This window comes from Pseudoalteromonas sp. OF5H-5, assembly GCF_021530695.1.
Taxonomy (GTDB): Bacteria; Pseudomonadota; Gammaproteobacteria; order Enterobacterales; family Alteromonadaceae; genus Pseudoalteromonas.
Genome location: NZ_JAKGBF010000024.1, coordinates 1 through 19,534, shown reverse-complemented (window position 1 = coordinate 19,534; position 19,534 = coordinate 1). Strand labels below are relative to the sequence as shown.

The 19,534-nt window shown below is 41.6% G+C and carries 20 protein-coding genes; 2 read left to right on the top strand and 18 right to left on the bottom strand.

The features are described from left to right. The first annotated feature begins 13 nt into the window (after window positions 1–13). A complete protein-coding gene (locus L1271_RS22510) occupies window positions 14–1,057 on the top strand; it encodes a polysaccharide deacetylase family protein (RefSeq protein WP_235368849.1) in 1,044 nt (347 codons plus the stop codon). A 33-nt stretch (window positions 1,058–1,090) separates the two neighbouring features. On the opposite strand, the gene L1271_RS22505 is transcribed toward L1271_RS22510, so the two are convergent. From L1271_RS22505 to L1271_RS22445, 13 genes are all read right to left on the bottom strand, one after another. Beyond that, entirely contained in the window at window positions 1,091–2,119 is a 1,029-nt protein-coding gene (locus L1271_RS22505; protein ID WP_235368848.1) for a protein-glutamate methylesterase/protein-glutamine glutaminase, read from the bottom strand. A gap of 9 nt (window positions 2,120–2,128) precedes the next feature. Continuing rightward, window positions 2,129–2,743 (bottom strand): chemoreceptor glutamine deamidase CheD, encoded by a 615-nt coding sequence (gene cheD / locus L1271_RS22500; protein ID WP_010604353.1) that lies wholly within the window; start codon window positions 2,741–2,743, stop codon window positions 2,129–2,131. Next, window positions 2,730–3,560, bottom strand: a complete 831-nt coding sequence (locus L1271_RS22495) for a CheR family methyltransferase (protein WP_095728126.1) — start codon at window positions 3,558–3,560, stop codon at window positions 2,730–2,732. The genes cheD and L1271_RS22495 overlap by 14 nt, the downstream gene beginning before the upstream one ends. 51 nt (window positions 3,561–3,611) lie before the next feature. Continuing rightward, on the bottom strand, window positions 3,612–6,299 hold the full coding sequence (locus L1271_RS22490; protein ID WP_235368847.1) for a methyl-accepting chemotaxis protein: 2,688 nt from the start codon (window positions 6,297–6,299) through the stop codon (window positions 3,612–3,614). A gap of 1 nt (window position 6,300) precedes the next feature. Beyond that, complete coding sequence (locus L1271_RS22485) at window positions 6,301–6,822, bottom strand: chemotaxis protein CheW (protein WP_010604350.1); 522 nt, start codon at window positions 6,820–6,822, stop codon at window positions 6,301–6,303. Continuing rightward, window positions 6,819–8,903 (bottom strand): chemotaxis protein CheA, encoded by a 2,085-nt coding sequence (locus L1271_RS22480; RefSeq protein ID WP_235368846.1) that lies wholly within the window; start codon window positions 8,901–8,903, stop codon window positions 6,819–6,821. The genes L1271_RS22485 and L1271_RS22480 overlap by 4 nt, the downstream gene beginning before the upstream one ends. 18 nt (window positions 8,904–8,921) lie before the next feature. After that, window positions 8,922–9,284: a response regulator gene (locus tag L1271_RS22475; protein WP_010378447.1), complete on the bottom strand. Its 363-nt coding sequence runs from the start codon at window positions 9,282–9,284 to the stop codon at window positions 8,922–8,924. Window positions 9,285–9,293: 9 nt separating this feature from the next. Next, the gene (locus tag L1271_RS22470; RefSeq protein WP_010604348.1) at window positions 9,294–9,566 is read right to left on the bottom strand and encodes an STAS domain-containing protein; all 273 of its coding nucleotides are present in this window, start codon (window positions 9,564–9,566) and stop codon (window positions 9,294–9,296) included. Window positions 9,567–9,721: 155 nt separating this feature from the next. Continuing rightward, complete coding sequence (locus L1271_RS22465; RefSeq protein WP_235368845.1) at window positions 9,722–10,315, bottom strand: SCO family protein; 594 nt, start codon at window positions 10,313–10,315, stop codon at window positions 9,722–9,724. Next, on the bottom strand, window positions 10,312–11,211 hold the full coding sequence (cyoE, locus tag L1271_RS22460; RefSeq protein WP_029215745.1) for a heme o synthase: 900 nt from the start codon (window positions 11,209–11,211) through the stop codon (window positions 10,312–10,314). The genes L1271_RS22465 and cyoE overlap by 4 nt, the downstream gene beginning before the upstream one ends. Next, the gene (locus L1271_RS22455; protein ID WP_227386784.1) at window positions 11,195–12,208 is read right to left on the bottom strand and encodes a COX15/CtaA family protein; all 1,014 of its coding nucleotides are present in this window, start codon (window positions 12,206–12,208) and stop codon (window positions 11,195–11,197) included. The genes cyoE and L1271_RS22455 overlap by 17 nt, the downstream gene beginning before the upstream one ends. Window positions 12,209–12,217: 9 nt before the next feature. Beyond that, window positions 12,218–12,709 (bottom strand): transmembrane cytochrome oxidase associated protein, encoded by a 492-nt coding sequence (locus L1271_RS22450; RefSeq protein ID WP_102057668.1) that lies wholly within the window; start codon window positions 12,707–12,709, stop codon window positions 12,218–12,220. After that, entirely contained in the window at window positions 12,702–13,430 is a 729-nt protein-coding gene (locus L1271_RS22445) for an SURF1 family protein (protein WP_235368844.1), read from the bottom strand. Before L1271_RS22445 ends, L1271_RS22450 begins: the two co-directional genes overlap by 8 nt. Window positions 13,431–13,442: 12 nt before the next feature. Between L1271_RS22445 and L1271_RS24995 the strand changes: the two genes are divergently transcribed. Then, window positions 13,443–13,739 (top strand): DUF2909 family protein, encoded by a 297-nt coding sequence (locus L1271_RS24995; RefSeq protein WP_081489941.1) that lies wholly within the window; start codon window positions 13,443–13,445, stop codon window positions 13,737–13,739. On the opposite strand, the gene L1271_RS22440 is transcribed toward L1271_RS24995, so the two are convergent. The 5 genes from L1271_RS22440 to lexA form a co-directional block, all read right to left on the bottom strand. Next, window positions 13,645–14,520 carry a cytochrome c oxidase subunit 3 gene (locus L1271_RS22440; protein ID WP_102057670.1) on the bottom strand — a complete coding sequence of 292 codons (876 nt, stop codon included), beginning with the start codon at window positions 14,518–14,520 and terminating at the stop codon, window positions 13,645–13,647. The two genes, L1271_RS24995 and L1271_RS22440, sit on opposite strands and share 95 nt — an antisense overlap. Beyond that, window positions 14,510–15,088: a cytochrome c oxidase assembly protein gene (locus L1271_RS22435; RefSeq protein ID WP_102057671.1), complete on the bottom strand. Its 579-nt coding sequence runs from the start codon at window positions 15,086–15,088 to the stop codon at window positions 14,510–14,512. Before L1271_RS22435 ends, L1271_RS22440 begins: the two co-directional genes overlap by 11 nt. After that, window positions 15,088–16,662: a cytochrome c oxidase subunit I gene (gene ctaD / locus L1271_RS22430; protein ID WP_102057672.1), complete on the bottom strand. Its 1,575-nt coding sequence runs from the start codon at window positions 16,660–16,662 to the stop codon at window positions 15,088–15,090. The genes L1271_RS22435 and ctaD overlap by 1 nt, the downstream gene beginning before the upstream one ends. Continuing rightward, window positions 16,662–17,804, bottom strand: a complete 1,143-nt coding sequence (gene coxB, locus L1271_RS22425; RefSeq protein ID WP_010604340.1) for a cytochrome c oxidase subunit II — start codon at window positions 17,802–17,804, stop codon at window positions 16,662–16,664. The genes ctaD and coxB overlap by 1 nt, the downstream gene beginning before the upstream one ends. A gap of 360 nt (window positions 17,805–18,164) precedes the next feature. Then, window positions 18,165–18,779: a transcriptional repressor LexA gene (gene lexA, locus L1271_RS22420; protein ID WP_102057673.1), complete on the bottom strand. Its 615-nt coding sequence runs from the start codon at window positions 18,777–18,779 to the stop codon at window positions 18,165–18,167. Between the last annotated feature and the right edge of the window lie 755 nt (window positions 18,780–19,534).

The following is a 19,534-nucleotide window of genomic DNA, read 5'->3' as shown; positions in this document are numbered from 1 at the left end:
GTAAGAGGCTCAGATGTTGCGCTTTATGGCATTTAAGAAATTGATACAACATATTATTTTTGGTTTGGCCCTATTTTCAGCAAATAGTTGGAGTGCGGTTATCTTACAGTATCATCACGTGAGTGAGAAACTCCCAGCGGTCACCAGCGTGAGTGAAGAAACCTTTAAATCTCATCTTAACCACATTAAAGAACATGGTTTTTCAGTGATACCTTTACCACATTTGTTAGATAGCCTGAAGTCGGGTAAGTCTCTACCAGAAAAAACGTTAGCTATCACCTTTGATGATGGCTATGAAAACAATATCACTGCGGCGGCCCCGATCCTGGAATCTTTTGGCTTTCCTTATACTATTTTCGTCAACCCTCAACTTATTGACGAAAAGAAAAGCTATGTCATGACGTGGGATGAACTGAGAGCATTAGCAAAACGCGGGGCTATTATCGCAAATCATAGTGCTAAGCACGATTACCTCCATCTCAAACTAAAAGATGAAACAGCGGCGCAGTGGCGTGCGCGTGTTGAGGGCGATATCACATGGTCACAGCAGCGAATTAAAGAAGAAATTGGCCACGATTACCCCTACCTCGCATACCCGTACGGCGAGTTTAATCATGAATTACAAAAACTAGTAGCAGAGCTTGGACTTATTGGTATTGGGCAACACTCTGGTGCGGTTGGTGTTTCTTCAGATTTTACACGTATCGCTCGCTTTCCCGCATCAGGAAACTACAGCAACTTAGAAACATTAAAAACTAAACTCGAGACCAAAGCGTTCTCTCTACAAAAATTAGATTACCTTGATAGCGTCACGAACAATAAATCCCCAGCAATCACGTTGCATTTTAACAATAAGGATTTTCATCAGAGTCAATTTGCATGCTACGTTTCAGGTGTTGGGCAAGCTGAGCTGACATGGCTATCAGAAACCAGCGTACGTATCCAAACCCCGAAAGCACTATCCATAGGACGGTCACGATATAACTGTACTGCGCCTTCAATCAAAGACACAGGACGATATTATTGGTTTTCACAACCTTGGGTTATTGAAAAATAACAGCTTTGGGTAGGAACAAATTAGCTCTTACCCTTACTTTTTAACCGCGCTCAGCATGGTTTCAGTCACTTTACTCAAAGGTACCAGACTTTGCACTGCACCAAGCTCGTACGCTGCTCTAGGCATTCCCCATACTACACAGCTTAGTTCATCTTGTGCAAACGTCTTGGCACCAGCGACTTTCAAAGCTAGCATTGCTTTTGCTCCATCACTACCCATCCCCGTGAGCATAGCAGCACAAACATGCTTCCCCATTGGCACAAGGGAGTTAAATAACACTTCAACTGAGGGTTTATGACGATTAACAGGCTCAGTATCATCTAATCGGCAGACATATCCGGTTGCAGTGTGTGCCACCTTGAGATGTTTGTCTCCCGGTGCTATGAACACATGACCTGGTAATAAAACATCACCATCTTCCGCTTCTTTGACTGATACCGCACAGGTGCGATCCATTCTTTGCGCGAATGAGGTACTGAAAACTGGTGGGATATGTTGGGTGATAACAACAGGAGGCGCGTGTGTTGGTAATCGCATAAGCACTTCTCTGATCGCTTCAGTTCCTCCAGTTGAGGCGCCTATGGCTAAAATAGTATTACGCGAAAATGTATAGTTACGGCCAATTTCTAATTCGCTTTCCTGTTTTGGTGCTTTAAAAGCCCTCACTCTAGCACCAGCCGCTACTCTAATCTTCTTAACCAGTAAATCGGAATAAGACATTAAGGTATCAGTAACATTGCTGGTGGGCTTAGAAATAAAATCAACTGCACCTAACTCTAGTGCTTCTATCGTGGCGGGTGAGCCCTCTTGGGTCAACGTAGAGATCATCACAACAGGCATAGGCCTTAAACGCATTAAGTTTTTAAGAAAATTAATGCCATTCATTTTTGGCATTTCTATATCCAAAGTTAATACGTCAGGCGAAGTAGATTTAATGAGCTCTCTAGCTTCATAAGGGTCTTCCGCGGTGCCAACGACTTTAATACCATCCGCCTGACCTAGTATTTCTTTTAACAACCCACGAATTAACGGCGAGTCGTCAACAATCAGAACTTTGATCATATTTCACACCTAAAATAGCTCAATATCCGTTTTATTGTCTTGAGCCTCAATGTCATGTAAGTAACGCACTTCACGTTGTTCAATTGTGTTATTGTGCATGGTTCGTAACTTTTTCACTTGCGCTTTGCCACTTTGAGGATGAAAGATAACTTTTCTTGGCCAGGGGCCACCTACATCCTGTGAAATTAAATTCAAACTTTCCTCTTCCACATAGGCTTGAGCAAACCTGATGTTCCCTTCCCCAATATCAGTCATTGCGCTAATAATTTTTCCACCGCCAAAAAGTTTGATTTTTAAATTGCTTCTAGACGCCCCATTTTTGAGTACTTCATTTATCAGATACTCCATCGCCCAGTTACCATAACGACAATTTAGGTCATCCGCATGCACTTCTCGTAGCGCTTTCGCTCCGGGTAACATAAAGTGATTCATACCACCTATCCCCAATTTCTCGTCATATACGCAAGCTGCAATACAAGACCCTAATACCGTCGAAATCAATTCGTCCTGCTTAGATACATAAAATTCCCCAGGTAATACTTTTGCAACGACTTTAGAACGTCCTGAATCCCAAAAGCGTTTTACATGTTCGAATCCTCTGAGAACAGGTCTAAACTCTCTCATTCAACTGGCCTTTTTGATAAATGGTTTTACCTAGGTTTTTAAATTCCAGATGCTCTTTTCCCATCGTCTCGGAGTGCCCGATAAGTAAGTAACCATTGGGAACTAACATGTCATGATATTGCTCAAACAACTTATCTTTGGTTTCTTTATCAAAATAAATCAAAACATTACGACAGAAAATAACATCAAAGGGTCCTTTCATTGGCCATGGCTCTAGAAGATTAAGTCGTTTAAAATGGATGAAAGATTGCAATTTAGGCTTCACTTTATACATTGCTCCATCTGCACTTCTAAGAAACCATTTTTTGAGCTTATCTTCATCTAAACCCGTGACGTTATTTGCCGTATATTCTCCGAGACTCGCTTTGCCCAAGACGTTGGAATCTAGATCTGTTGCTAGCACTTTGACGTCCCAACCACTTGGAAAAGCATTCGCAATGGTCATCGCGATACTATAAGGCTCTTCACCTGTAGAGCATCCAGCAGACCAGATTCGGACTCTTCTGTCGTGTTTGTGCCTAGCAATAATTTCAGGAACTATTCTTTTCGTTAAGAACTCGAAGTGATGATTTTCTCGAAAGAAAGAAGTTAAGTTAGTTGTTATTGCATTAATAAAATGGCTAAACTCAACATCTTGATTTTCTTCCAAAAAAGACAAATACGCCTCAAATGATTTTAGCCCGTTGGCTCTTATGCGCCTTGCTAACCTTGAGTAAACCATTTCCCTTTTATGCGGCCCGAGTACTATGCCGCATGTGTCATAGACCCGAGCCGAAATTTCGGAAAAATCCTTATCGGTCAACAGAAACTCTCGCATCGTCGTATTCCTTCAGCCAACCCCACTAAGGAATTGGTCTATTACCAAACCCTAAAACTCTTCCCACTCTTCCGAGTCATCAGCAAACTGATTACTTCTCGTGTTTTGCTGCGAGGGCTTATTGGAGTTCATTGTCCGTTTTGGTAATTGCTTTTCTGGCGCTTTATAGTTCTTCGGTGACTCAGATATTTCTAAGCTACGGTGTGAAGATTCATCAAGAGTGAAGAAGTTTAATAATCTTCTCATATCATTTGCTTGCTCAGCCATCGACTCCCCTGCGGCTGACGCTTCTTCAACTAAGGCAGCATTTTGCTGCGTCATTTCATCCATTTGTGACACTGCTTTATTAACCTGCTCAATACCTGAACTCTGCTCAATCGACGCTTCAGCAATGTCAGAAATCATGTTTGTCACCCGCTTAACAGACTCAACTATTTCTTTTAGTGTTTCACCTGACTCATTAACCAGTAACGTACCATCTTCAACCTTACTTACACTGTCTCTGATCAGGTCCTTAATTTCTTTAGCTGCTGCGGCAGAGCGCTGAGCTAGATTACGAACTTCACCAGCAACCACAGCAAATCCTCTACCTTGCTCTCCAGCCCGAGCTGCTTCAACGGCTGCATTTAATGCCAATAGGTTTGTCTGGAAAGCAATTTCATCAATAACACCTATAATGTCAGCAATTTTCTTACTTGAATCATTAATTTCAGACATGCTTTCAACTGCGCGTGTGACTACTTCACCGCCTTTGGTCGCCTTGTCACAAGTATCTTCAGCCAACTCATTAGCTACTTTCGCGTTATCTGCATTTTGTCTAACTGTGCTCGTCATTTCTTCCATGCTAGAAGCAGTTTCCTCTAGCGAGGAAGCTTGCTCCTCGGTCCGCTGACTCAAATCTGCGTTTCCTTGAGATATTTCATCTGCACCACTGGCAACTAGATTTGCAGATGTACGTATGCGACCAAGCATTTCGGTTAACTTCTCAGCAGTGGTGTTTGCGTCTTTTTTGAGCTTTTCATAAGCCCCGCGATAATCGCCTTCAATACGCCTAGTCAAATTACCAGTCGCCAATGCGTCTAACATATCCCCCATGTCTGTAACAGTCTCATCGACAGTAGACACTAAACTATTTAACCCTTTGGTTAGTCTTAAATAGAAGCCATCTTTCCCATCTTCTGATAAACGAACACTAAGGTTACCAGCGTTAGCCGACTGAACGAGGCCATTCACCTCTTTCTCAATCGTAACTTCTTTGGTTCTATCTTCCCATTCGACAACGGTGCCCACGCGTTCATTATTGCCGTCAAATATCGGATTGGCGACTAGACCAAAGGTTCTTCCGCCGACAACGATTTCCGTTTTATACTCAGTTTCGAGCCGAGAAAGCATACTGCGTTGATGACTTGGGTTGCGGTGGAATACATCAATATTCGCCCCCATAAGATGGTTACTGTCAAAATTAGGCAGGTCACGCCTTAGGTCGCTCTCAGCATTTCTCATCATATCTTTCACTGCGCGATTCAAGTAAACGATCTCAAACTGCTCATTTGCTATCATCGTATTCGTTGAAACGTTGTCTAATGCTCTTCGGACGCGTAAGTTTTCAGCTGCGGCAGTTTTCTCTTCTTCTTCACGAACTAAACGCTCTGTTTTGTCGTCCCACTCTACAACGGTACCAATCCGCTTTTTCTCTTCATCAAACACCGGAGTCGCAATTAAACCAAAGGTGAAGCCAGCAACTTTGATATCTGTACTGTATACATCACTCAGTTTCTCAAGCAGATTTCTTTGATGGCTAGGGTTCGCATGAAACACATCAATACATTGCCCTACAAGCGTATCCACATCAAAGTTCGGTAATGATTTTCTAAGCTGCGTTTGATTGTCTCTCAACATTCGCACAACCGAATCATTAACATAAATAATATTCAATCCTTCGTCCGCTAGCATTACGTTTGCCTGACAAACGTCCAGCGCGCTCGATATACGAGCATTGTGACTCGCCAAGTCCGCCTGCTTTTTCTCTAGCGCTAATTCTCTTGTAAGGTCTTTCCACTCAACTAAAGTCGCGATCCTTTGCCCTTCATCATCGAAAACAGGCGTGGCAATAAGATCAAAGGTCAAACCTGCCACTTTGATTTGTGTGACATATGGACGGGTCAAATTAGCTAGGATGCCTCTCTGATGGCTGGGGTTTTTATGAAATGTATCAATGTTTGCACCAATCAAACTATCGACATTAAAGCCTGGCAATTCTTGCTGTAACTTAGCCTGATTTTTACGCAGCATACTGGTTACGGAATCGTTCAAATACACAATATTGAGAGAAGCATCTGCAAGCATAACATTGGCCTGACAGACCTTTAAAGCTAGCAACAAACTATGGCTATGATCTTGACTATCTACTGCGTCACCATTTAATAAATTAGCAACCGCTTTGTATAAGGATGATTGACGTGACGCATTACTTGCATTGAGTAAGCTAGCATCTTTACTCTCTATCGCGGGAACAATTTCCTCAACATCTTGCAACTTAGAAAGCAGAATATTTGCGCTTTGCTTAAGTAGTAAAATTGCCAGCACCACACTGACAGCTGCTATAACCATCGCCACATAGGCCTGTGTAGACATATTAATATTCAACATTTGAACACTAATTGCCAAGCCCACAAATATTATGGCACCCGCAATCAGAACCCTATTGTTGAGTTGACTTGCTAATGCTTGATCGCTCATGTTATCCCCCGACAACCAATTGCTCATTCTGCTTGACTTCAAGATCTAATATCTTCTTCAAATTTAAAAGTACGACCATTTTTTCACCAACATTTACAAGTCCTTGTACAAATTGACTATTTTCCGAGTCTTGAAAATCTGGAACATCCTTCGCTGTTTCTTCGTTGATGCTGTATACGTCAGAAACAGCATCAACAACTAACCCCATAATTTTTGTTGCCTCTTTTATTACAACGGAGACAACGATAACCACGGTTAGAGCTCCATATTCGATTTGCGGTAAGCCGAATCGAATCCTTAAATCTATGATTGGTACTATCGTGCCACGTAAATTAATCGCACCGTTCACATACTTAGGAGCATTTGGAATTGCAGTGACTTCTTCCCACCCTCTGATTTCCTGTACGGCCAGAATATCCATGCCATACTCTTCGCCCGCCATCATAAAGGTGAGAAATTGTGTATCGTCATCTCTGTCTGCAAGCATGACTTGTTCATTAATCGAGGCTTTTTCAGTGATCATGACACCACCTCATCTAACTCTTGTTCTACTAATAACTCTTGAGTTCCTGGACGCTTTAAGCCGCTCAGTTTGATAAGACCACTAATATCGACAATTAAAGAGACTCTGCCATCACCTAAAATTGTCGCCCCTGAGATCCCATTTACTTTCTGATAATTCGCTTCGAGACTTTTAATAACGACCTGTTGTTGCGCCAGTAAATCATCAACCAACAACCCCACTTTGTGATTATCACTCTCAACAACCACTAACAGTGTTTTATCCAACTCTTCTATTGCACCACCATGATTAAATAATTGATATAGCCTTAGTATTGGTATGTATTCATCTCGTAACCGTAGCACCTCTAAGCCATTACCTACTTTGCTCACTTTTTTAATATCTATTTGTAAAGACTCAACAATAGAAATAAGTGGAATGATGTAGGTATGCTTTGCAACTTTAACCAGTTGACCATCAAGAATGGCCAGCGTTAATGGCAATCTAATTGTAAACGTTGAGCCAACCCCTTTTGCTGAAGTTACTTCAACGCTGCCGTTTAATGCTTGAATATTTCTTCGAACAACGTCCATACCCACGCCGCGACCAGAGATATCACTCACTTCATCGGCTGTTGAAAACCCAGGCCTAAAAATAAGTTCATTAACCTCTTCAATAGTCAGCTCATCAGTTGCTTGAATTAGGCCATTGGCAATCGCTTTACTTTTTATTTTTTCGGTATTCAAGCCTCTGCCGTCATCCATGATTTCAATCACAATATTTCCACCTTGGTGGAAAGCATTCAGTGTCACCGTACCCACAGGATCTTTTCCGGCTTTTATTCTGTCTTCCGGTGTTTCTAAGCCGTGATCCAAAGAATTTCTTACTAAATGCACCATAGGATCGGAAATTTTTTCCATCACGGTTTTATCTAATTCTGTTTGCTCTCCTAGCAGTTTTAGCTCAACCTGTTTGTTCAACTTCTGTGATGTGTCTCTTACTAAACGAGGAAATCGGCTGAAGACAAAACTAATAGGTAACATCCTGATCCGCATTACATTTTCTTGTAAATCTCGCGTATTATGGGCTAATTGAGCGAGGCCTTCTTGCATCGCAGCAAGCGTATTTTCGGTCGGTTCTTGCTCGCCTAATTGAGTCAACATAGCTTGGGTAATAACCAACTCCCCTACCATATTGATAAGCGAATCAACTTTATCAATCCCAACACGGATCGAAGTCGATTCTGCTGATTTCTTGCTAGCCTCAGGCTTAGCCTTTGTCGCTGAGGATGTTTTTGGTACATCAATATTTTGAGTGTCGTTGCTCGACGCTTCTTTCTTCTCACTCTCTGGTTCTGGCGTTGTGGAGACACTCACATCATCTTCAAATAAACCACCACATAAGGTAATAGAAATTTCAGCATCATCCTCAACCCACTCAAATACTTCTTTAATCGCCGACTCTGGATGACTGGTTGTTAAGTATAACCGCCAACTGAGGTAGCAATCCTCTGGATTGAAGTCATCAATTTCAGGTATTGCATCACAAAACGCATGAGTTTCTAAATCCCCCAATTCTGATAGCTCACTTAACATATAGAGCGGTTCGTTACCGGTTTTAAACAAGTGGGGGAGCGGTTTAAAGTCTATTTGATAGGTTTGAGATTCTTGCCCTTGAGGTATGCTATCGGCAGTATCTGAGCTAACACTCTCTTTACCACCTAAAATCTCTTCAAATTTAACTTTCAACTCATTCGCATTGGAGAGATCTGGCTCTTCTTCGGCTTGTAATGCGGTTAGTAAGGCCCTTAAACAATCAACGGATTGGAGCAGCAAATTGACATGTTCAGCGGTCAACTGTCGACGCCCATCCCTGATTTGATCGAGTAAGGTTTCCAACACATGCGTGAAATTAGCGACAGAAGTAAAACCAAATGTTCCACTGCCACCTTTGATGCTGTGTGCTGCGCGAAATATAGTATTGATCGTTTCTGAGTCTTCATGGCCTGGCTGTAAATTCAGCAGCTCAGCTTCCATTATGTCTAGGCCTTCAAAGCTTTCTTCAAAAAAGACATCAAAAAATTGGCTTAAATCAATACTCATATCGACGCCTCTCTGTATCTATCTTATGACTTTTTTCAATACCGCTAGTAGTTGTTCAGGGTTGAATGGCTTCACTATCCAACCAGTTGCTCCCGCCGCTTTACCTTCTGTTTTTTTATCTAACCCCGACTCGGTGGTCAGCATTAGTAAAGGGGTGAACTTATAGTTGGGTAGGCTACGCAGCTCTTTAATAAGTGTGATCCCATCCATTACAGGCATGTTTACATCAGAGATCACGGCATCGAACCCTTGTTGCTTGGCAATAGATAGCGCTTCACTGCCATCTTTGGCTTCCGTAACATCAAAACCTGCTTTTTTCAAAGTAAAGCCAACCATTTGGCGCATTGACGCCGAATCATCCACAGCTAAAATCTTTTTCATATTCACCTCTTAATTTTCAATACTATGGAATAAATAATGGGTTAATCCCAACTCATTGACAGCCTGCGCTAAAGCGTCACTTTCACCATGCCATACAATTTTATGTTCTAACGAGAGCAAGTGTTTCTGTACGGCACAGAGCAGTTGTATAGATGCTGTATCGGCTCTTTGCACTTCACTAATATCAATCGTGATGTCTGATGTTTCCATAGAGTCTTGGAAAATCTGATGGTACAGGCTTTCCACATGGTTAATCGCCATTTCAGGTGGAAGTTTCAACATGAGCTGAAGACTATCCTTGTAAAAATGAGTAATAAAATTAGCTTAGACCGTGATGGTAAAAATGCCACAAAGATTGATTAAAAATCCGCAAATAATTAAAGCGTTAGAGGTAAGATAGTGCAGCGACACTAGGGTCGACCAGTGTCGCTATAAGACTAATTGATGATCTTCTCAAGGTCAGCAAGAAGTAGTTTGTCATCGATTGTAGGGACAGCTCCCACTGTATGTGTAGGTTTGAAAATAGCCTCAAGTTGACCTTTTGGGTTAATTAATGCTACAGACGCACTATGATCAACATAATACTCTTCTGTCTGTTCCTGATTTATTGCGTATATTAAACCGAGATCTCTCACAAACGGAAATAAAGCAGAATGCTCGGCAGATACCGCTTTAAAATCAGGATCAAAGTGCTTGATGTAGGCCAAACGCTTTTCTTCAGTATCTCGGTTGGGATCGACCGATACAAACCATACTTGTAAGTCACCTTTATTTTTTACAGATTGATATACGTGAGTTAATTTCAACAGCGTCATCGGACACACGTCGGGACAACTCGTGTAGCCCAAAAATAGCAAACTCCATTTATCGGTAAAGTCTTGGTTTGAGACTATCGCACCGTGTTGATCCCTTAATTCAAACGCTTTAACGTCCTTAGGCTTTGGGTACCAAACCACTTTTTCCGACACATCTGGTGCAGGCCCACAACCAAACAAAGTTAACATAGAGATAATTAACAGAAATTTTTTCATATAAATGCTTTATCCACAAAAAGTGCAATGAACACTATCAAAAGATGCCAGATAGAGAAATAAAATACCCTCATAGCATACTCTAAACTATTTGTTCTCATAAGCTTTGTCGCTTTGTAAATAAAAGCGACATTTGCCATACCAGAGACCAACAAGTAGATCCAACCAGACATTCCCACTAGATAAGGTAGCAAACAGACTAAAGTCAAAATGATGGTATAAAATAGCACACAGAGTTTTGTAAATTCGTTTCCATGCGTTACTGGTAACATGGGGACTTCGGCTTTTTCGTAGTCTCGTTTACGAGCAATAGCTAATGCCCAAAAGTGGGGAGGTGTCCAAGCAAAAATGATCATTACTAACAACCAAGGCTCTGCACCAAGCTGACCAGTCTCACTGACCCAACCTAACAGGGGTGGCATTGCTCCTGCTAACCCCCCAATTACTATGTTTTGAGGTGTTGCGCGTTTTAACAATAACGTATAAATCACGGCATAACCGAATAGCGCGGCTAAGGTAAGTAGCGCACATAACTGATTGGCGAAAATAGTTAATAGAGCATACCCAGAAATTGCGAGGCCTATCGCAAAGATTAAAGCTGATGATACAGAAACAGAGTCTGTCGCTAACGGTCGGTTTCGTGTTCGCGCCATCTTTTTATCTATTTCTCTATCCACGATATGATTTACAGCTGCTGCACTACTCGAAAGCAAACCAATGCCAAACAAACTCATTAATTGTGCCAATAATGTTTTATCACTTTGTGGTGCTAACATCATCCCGACCCAAGCAGTAATAACCAACATACATACTACTTTAAACTTACACATGCCAAAGTAGGCTTTGAATAAAGTAGTTGCTTTTTGAAGCTCTGAAAAACTAGTTAATTGAAGCATGTTTTACTCCTACTTTTTGCGCCAAGCTGATAAAGAAACACAATTTCACCATTGCTAATAACACCATTGCTGCCATGAAGTTATGGAATAAGGTCAACAACAGAGGAAATTGGAAGTGTACGATTGCCCCCCCCACCAAAACTTGTATAGAAACTAAAGCTAAAACGACAAGCGCTGAATGTCGGAGTAAGTGGTTTTGACCAGCTCTAAGGAGTGGCCAACATGCAGCAAGTAGCGTTAAAACGGTAACAACTGCCCAAACCCGATGGATAAAGTGAATAGATACTCTAGATTCAAACGGTAACACTCCAAACTCGTAGGTCGCTGAAGCTTCAGGAAGCGTAAATAAGCTCTGCCAAGAGAAAAGCTGAAGGTTGTCACATAGTGGCAGCCCTGTACAATGTGGAGCAGCATAATTGGCTGCAAGCCACCCACCAAGCGCAATTTGTATAATCAACACACCAAGAGCCACATAACATAAACGACAGGTAAGGCTGGTTACACTAGCTGTAATAGTGGTGTATTTCAGCCTTAAAACCAATAACACCAGCAATGCAAGAATACTAAACCCACCTAGTAAATGACCCATCACAATGACTGGCTGTAAATTCATCGTCACGGTCCACATCCCAAGTGCCCCTTGAAATAACACAAGCAATAGCAGTAGATAGTAGTGACGGTTAGGGCTTTCTGTATTTTGCTTTTTGAACAGCCTTATGCATGCAAGTGCCAAAATAAGTAACCCGAGGAAGCTGGCAAAATAGCGATGGATCATTTCAATCCAAGCTTTTTCTGCTTCCACTTCTAAATGTGGAAAATTGTCTTTAGCCGCAGATAGTTCATGAGTCTCATTTGGTACTGTTAAAAAGCCGTAACACCCAGGCCAATCTGGACACCCAAGTCCCGCGTCACTTAAACGTGTGAAGGCGCCAAGTGTCACTACAGTTATTGCGACGAAACAGGCAAATATTGCGATTTTTATTTTTACCTTGGACATATTTACCTCCTAACTTGAACGAGAGTAATTCAATAATTTCTTCAAATCACTCAGTAGCCCTTTTTGCACATTTCGCATTTCTTCTAAGCTTGCTACTGGTGCATACTTGAGTACAAATAACCCTGTTTTATCAACCAAATAGAGATAATTTTCGTCTAACTGGTTGAGGTATATCGGCAAAGAAGTAGCGTACTCAATACCTTTTTCATTTCGCTCTTGTAATACCACAAGCGATACTTTCTGCTGGTTTTTCCCCAGCGCTAAATACAAATTAGGTAAGCTATCTAGTAGTAAAGAACATTGCTTATTACACTGTTTTGGTCGCTGGTAAACGATACTCCACTCAGTATCTAAAACCAGCTCTGATTGGCGAACCTCCTGACTTAAAAATTCACCGTGATTAGTCGTGCTATGTGGTATCCAGCCTACCTTCAGGGCAACAAATGCCAACAGTAAGGGGAATACGAACAGCCCTATAAACCATGCCGCACTTTTAGACATTTTTATTCTCCTTTTTTGAAAGTTTCCAGCCAATTACTACCGCAGCCAAGGCAATAAGCAACCACTGTAAAGCATAAGCTTCATGTTTTTGCGGTGACATTACTACCGGTTGATAATGGGGCTCAGTCCCGGCAAATCTGTTTTTAGTCATGTAGGCAATTAGAGGTAAAAGAGGTTTACCTGACTCCGCAGATAAGTAATCAACATCAATATATTGGATCACAGATTGTTTTGTTGCCTCCTCTGCCGCAGACTTAGCTAAGGTGAACCGCTTACTAGCACTAGATTTGATATAGACAGGTAGAGAAACGGTACCACTTGGAAGAGAAAAAACGGTAGGCACGCGACTAGCTTGCTGTGGCACAAAACCCAAATTCACAGCTAGATACTCATCAGTTTCGGAAATTTTAATAATGCCAATTACATCAAAACCGACTCGGCCTTTCACGACTTGATTATCTAAATACCAAACCGCATCGCCTACAAAATTCCCTGTAATCGACACTTCAGCATTAACATATTGCGTTAGCGGCTGGGGTGTTACTTGCTGCTCATTAGCTACGCCTAGCGATTTTTCAATCTCAACTTTATGCTGCAACACATGTTTTTGCTGTGCTCTTTGCCACTGCCAATAAGAGAGCGAGCCACATAAAAGAACAACTATTAATGCTGCCAATATGGGGGGTTTTGATCTACCTTTAAAAAGTGCACCTAAATCCATCGGACACCCCTTATGATTAAAATTATTATTGTTGTACTGCTACTACTCGTTTTTCTAAATCTATTTAGAGCTATGCTAGTCATGCTCAAGTCAGAGCAACAAGAGTCGATGGCGAGGCTATTGCAACAAAGAGTTTATGCATCAATAGCTGTCGTACTTCTAATCTGTCTTGCTGCTCAATTTGGCTTTATAAAACTACACTCTTCACCCGTTGTTACAACACATAAACAAATACAAACAGGCACAACCAAACAACATCAACAAAATGCCAATACCAAGCCCCAGCTTGAAAAGCAAAGTGGTTCTTAGCGGTAAAGTGGCCCTTCAACACCCTGATCCATATAACGAAAAGAATAATCGCGCCAAGAGTGACATGAAAGCCATGAAATCCTGTCAGTAAAAAGAATGTATTACCGTAAACCCCCGACTGGAGAGTTAACCCCAGATCTTGGTAAGCGTGAATATACTCTTCCACTTGCAAGGTTAAGAATGCGACGCCAAGTAGTACTGTTAATCCCAAGAACGCCTTTACTTTCGCCCGTTGCTCTTTTTCTAAAGCTACATGAGCAAAGCTAAGGGTGACTGATGATGCTAATAGAATAATCGTATTGATCAGTGGAAGTCCCTGCCAACCCATAGCTTGAGTGACAGTTCCATCTGGAGTTGTGAGCAATGGCCATACAGCTTCAAATTGAGGCCATAAAACCTCATTGGTACTGGCATTATTACTTGCACCGCCTAACCACGGCACAGCTATCATTCGTGCATAGAAAAGTGCACCAAAAAAAGCAGCAAAAAACATAACCTCGGAAAAGATAAACCATCCCATTCCTTGCTTGAACGAACGATCCATTTGGGCAGAATATAACCCATTTTGAGATTCTTGGATCACATTCCTGAACCAACCAAAAATCATATAGATCAGCACAGCAATACCCACGAGCAGTAGCATTACTCCACTATTACTGGTTGATTTAAGTTGAATAATCGTTAAGCCAGCGCCAACAGCGATAAAGAAAAGTGCAAAAGCCCCGACGATTGGCCATGGACTTTGCTCAGGCACGTAATATTTTTCTTGTTCATGGTTCATATTTGAACTCCTCTCGAGCAACTAGCATATTCAGTCCATCACTGTCTTGTTTGCTAACTCGCTCTGTAATATCAAACAACGTATATGAAAGCGTGAGTTCCTCAACATCACTTGGTAGCTCCGTATCTACATAAAACCTCAAGACAAACTCAACTTCTTCTTTGCCTTTCATTGATTGCTGATCAAAACAAAAGCAGGCCATTTTGTGTAAATACTTTGCAGCTTTCCCCGGGGACACTGAAGGGATCGCTTGCAACACACGCTCACTATCACTCAAGTTTTTTGCAATAAATTTGACATCGGTTAGCTTACCGGGTTGAACACTAACCGAATGTTCGACTGCATCGACCTTAAATGGCGCCTGGCTTTGACTATGCGTTGTGAAGCTCACATCTACTTGTCGACTTTGTGCAATTGACTCGCTCTGCTTTGCGATTTCCATGGATGGCTTACCATTTAGGCCTGTGACATCACAAAAAACGTCATATAGAGGAACCAGTGCAAAGGCAAAAGCAAACATACCTAGCGTCAACAAGATAAGCTTCTTAAGCAGGCGGCCATGTTGCATTACTTAATCTCCGGTGGCGTTGAAAAGGTATGATAAGGAGCCGGAGATGGTACTTGCCACTCTAATCCCTCTGCCCCATCCCATACTTTCCCAGAGGCCTGCTCTCCACCTTTTATACATTTATAAACCACTGCAACAAACAACAGTTGAGAAAGACCGAATGCAAACCCTCCGATACTAATGATCGCGTTGAAATCAGCGAACTGTAGAGCATAGTCAGGGATCCGCCTTGGCATGCCAGCAAGACCAACAAAGTGCATTGGGAAGAACAATACGTTCACACTAACCAAGGAGAGCCAAAAGTGAAATTTAGCCAATTTGATATCAAACATGTGCCCCGTCCACTTTGGTAACCAATAATATGCGGCGGCCATTATTGAGAACACAGCTCCCGTAACTAACACGTAATGGAAATGCGCGACAACGAAGTAAGTATCGTGATATTGGAAATCGGCGGGAGTAATCGCTAACATCAAACCGGAAAATCCACCAATTGTGAAAAGTACGATGAATGCAATAGCAAAAAGCATAGGCACCTCAAAACTAATAGCACCTCGCCACATTGTAGCTACCCAATTAAAAACCTTAACGCCAGTAGGCACTGAAATGAGCATAGTTGCATACATAAAAAACAACTCACCAGCTAAAGGCATACCCGTTGTAAACATATGATGAGCCCAAACGACGAACGACAGCAGTGCAATTGAAGCGGTTGCATAAACCATTGATGCATAGCCAAACAGTTTCTTTCTTGAAAATGTCGGTACTATCGTAGAGATTATGCCGAAGGCAGGTAATATCATGATGTACACTTCAGGATGACCAAAAAACCAGAATATATGCTGGAACATAACAGGATCACCACCACCTGCTGCATCAAAAAAGCTCGTTCCAAAGAACTTGTCTGTCAGCACCATAGTTACGGCGCCAGCAAGTACCGGCATAACAGCTATCAGAAGAAATGCAGTTATCAACCAGGTCCAGACAAATAAAGGCAACTTCATCCATGTCATACCTGGAGCTCTAAGATTGACGATGGTCACGATAACGTTGATAGCACCCATAATAGAGCTAATGCCCATTATATGAACAGCAAAAACAAAAAACGCAGTATTGTCATTGCTGTACGTTGTAGATAGTGGCGCATAAAAAGTCCAACCGAAAGCAGGCCCGCCGCCTTCCAAAAATAATGACATCAGTAAAATTGCAAATGCAAAAGGTAGTATCCAAAAACTCCAGTTATTCATTCTCGGTAACGCCATATCAGGAGCACCAATCATCATTGGGATCATCCAGTTGGCAAGACCTGTAAATGCGGGCATTACTGCGCCAAATACCATTATTAGTCCATGCACTGTCGTCATTTGATTAAAAAAATGCGGATCTACAAGCTGTAACCCAGGTTGGAAAAGCTCGGCTCGGATCACCATCGCCATAGCACCGCCAATTAAAAACATGGTTAGTGAGAACAATAAATACAGTGTTCCAATGTCTTTATGATTGGTAGTAAACAGCCAGCGCTTTAAGCCTTTGGGAGCTGTATGGTGTGAATGTTCGTCTACGATGGCACTCATTACTTACCCTCCTCTAGTGCATCTATCTCACGCTGTATTTGGCTTGGCTGAATAACATCGCCAGTGTCATTACCCCAGCTATTTCTTTTATAGGTGATCACCCCCGCGATCTGCTTAATTGTTAATTGCTTTGCGAAAGATTGCATCGCAGTTCCTGGGCGACCTAAAAGTAGAATATCTATATGAGCTTTAATATCTCCAGTGACGACTTTACTTCCTTTCATTGCAGGGAAGACTCCTGGTAGCCCAAGCCCAGTTGGTTGATGGCAAGCTGCGCAATAAGCCATGTAAGTTTGTTCCCCAACCTCCATTAACTCTTCTTTCGAAAGAGTTTGTTGCGCAACTGCCTGTGACTCCGCCTCTGCTTTTGCTTTTTCAGCTTTAGCATCGTTAAGCCAACTATCAAATTTATCAGGACTTACGGCCTCGACGACGATTGGCATAAAGCCATGATCTTTGCCACATAATTCAGCACATTGGCCTCTATAAATTCCCTCATCGTTTACCTTTGCCCATGCCTCATTTATAAATCCCGGATTGGCATCCTTCTTCACCGCAAAATCAGGCACCCACCAAGAATGGATGACATCATCCGAGGTCATCAAAAAGCGGACTTTCCTATCTGTAGGAATAACTAAATGCTTATCAACTTCAAGCAGGTAATTTTCATTTTTTTCTTTAAGATCACTAATTTCATCTTTCGAAGTAGAGAGCAAAGAATAGAACTCAACATCATGCCCCATATACTCATAGTGCCATTTCCACTGAGAGCCTGTGACCTTAATGGTCAGATCAGCTTTACTCGTGTCTTCCATAGCAATAAGCGTTTTTGTGGCTGGTATTGCCATACCAATGAGTATCAGGAAGGGAATTGCAGTCCAAAGTATTTCCACTTTGGTGCTTTCATGAAATTGCGCCGCAACAACGCCTTTTGACTTTCTGTGTTTTATAAGCGCCCAAAACATAATCCCAAATACAATCACTCCAATGACACAACATATTAGAAATATGGTCATGTGAAGCTCATACACTTGATGACTAATGTCTGTAACACCTTGCCTCATATTGTAAGCGCTGTTAGCAAGTGAGGGCATGGCGATTAGCACCGCGATGAATGCTACAACTAATCGACAAATTTTCATTTGACGTCTCCTTCAAGACAACTCGTGGTTGTCTCTTGTTATTATTGGATGACTGTCATATTGTCTATTTGTACATAGACTTACTGCACGACTATTAACCAATTAGTCAAAAAACAAACAAATTGCAAGATTTTCGAGAAGACCGACTTTAGAATCAAAACTGGGGACTATAGGGAGTAAAACGAAGAATGATGAAAAATAGTGTATAAAGATCAGAAAACTAAAAATATTACTAAATGATTAAAGTCACTATAATTATCTAACTTTCACACAGTTAGAAAAGTTAATTATTACTTTCTAAACAAAATATAGTTAAAGCAAGCGCAACTTTATATTTAACGCTACGCTCGCTCTCATAAACTACATCCAGTCTGCACTTCGGATAACACCGACAGCTAACCCTTCAATGGAGAAATTTTGATGTTCTAGATCTACTTCAATCGCTTTAAATTCTTCATTCTCAGCATGTAAAAAAACTTTCTTTCCTTTCTTTTCAAGACGTTTAACAGTCACATCTTCTTCTACACGAGCAACTATCACTTGCCCATTTTCTGCCACTTGAGTTCTGTGAACAGCCAATAGGTCACCATCTATAATACCAATATCCTTCATGCTCATACCATTAACTCTCAAAAGGTAATCAGCATTAGGTTTAAAAAAACTAGCATCTACATTACAGTGGCTTTCTACATGTTGCTCTGCCAAAATAGGCTCACCAGCAGCAACACGACCAATAATAGGCAAACCAAGTTGTTCTGATTCATCCTCTACAAGTCGAATCCCTCGGCTTGCGCCTGGGACCATTTCGATAACTCCCTTTTTCGCAAGCGCTTTCAGGTGCTCTTCCGCTGCATTTGCACTCTTAAAACCCAAAGCATCAGCTATTTCAGCACGAGTTGGAGGCATGCCTGTATCTTTTATGAATACTTTTATTAATTCAAAGATTTGTTCTTGTCGTTTTGTTAGAGGACGCATTAACTGGTATTCCATACAGTGGTTTATTTACTGTAAGTATATACAGCTCAAAAAAAAATCGCAAATGTTTCTTTCTTCGCCATATTTTAAGTGTATTTATTGATAGCATTAATTAGATCAGCATTAAACAAGAATCGAAGTCTGTGCTTCAGAGCATAACCTACGACTCTACGAAATAAGGATTATTAAGATTTAGGGCTGATAAATCACCTCCTACCATTTTGCACTGTGCTGATACTGTGGTGGGAGCGCATTTACTTAGGTTTAGAAAATCTGGCGAGGCTTTTTATATCTCAAATTTCTATACCTCAAATAGCAAAAAACCCGTCGCATTGCTACAACGGGTTTTGATGTACATGGGTGTTCCACATTATTTTTGAGCCGAAACTTTCATTGCAAGCCATCGGCGGGTGAACCACCTCCCACCATGTTGCACTGTGCCTATACTGTGGTAGGAGCGAGTTTACCTCGCGAGGTTTTTTCGGAATTTCATTGCAACCCCTCGGCGGGTAAACCGCCTCTTAGCATGTTGCACTGTGCTGATACTGTGGTGGGAGCGAGTTCACCTCGCGATGTGTTGATTGGCTTGTGAGGCTTTCTATATCCCGAAATTATAACCCCCAAACAACAAAAAACCCGTTGCATCTCTGCAACGGGTTTTGATGTACATGGATGTTCGAATGTCGATGAAGTTCATGGATGAACGCTTTTCATCAACCTCTTATTTGGCCCTGGCTCGCTACGAAGTAGGATGT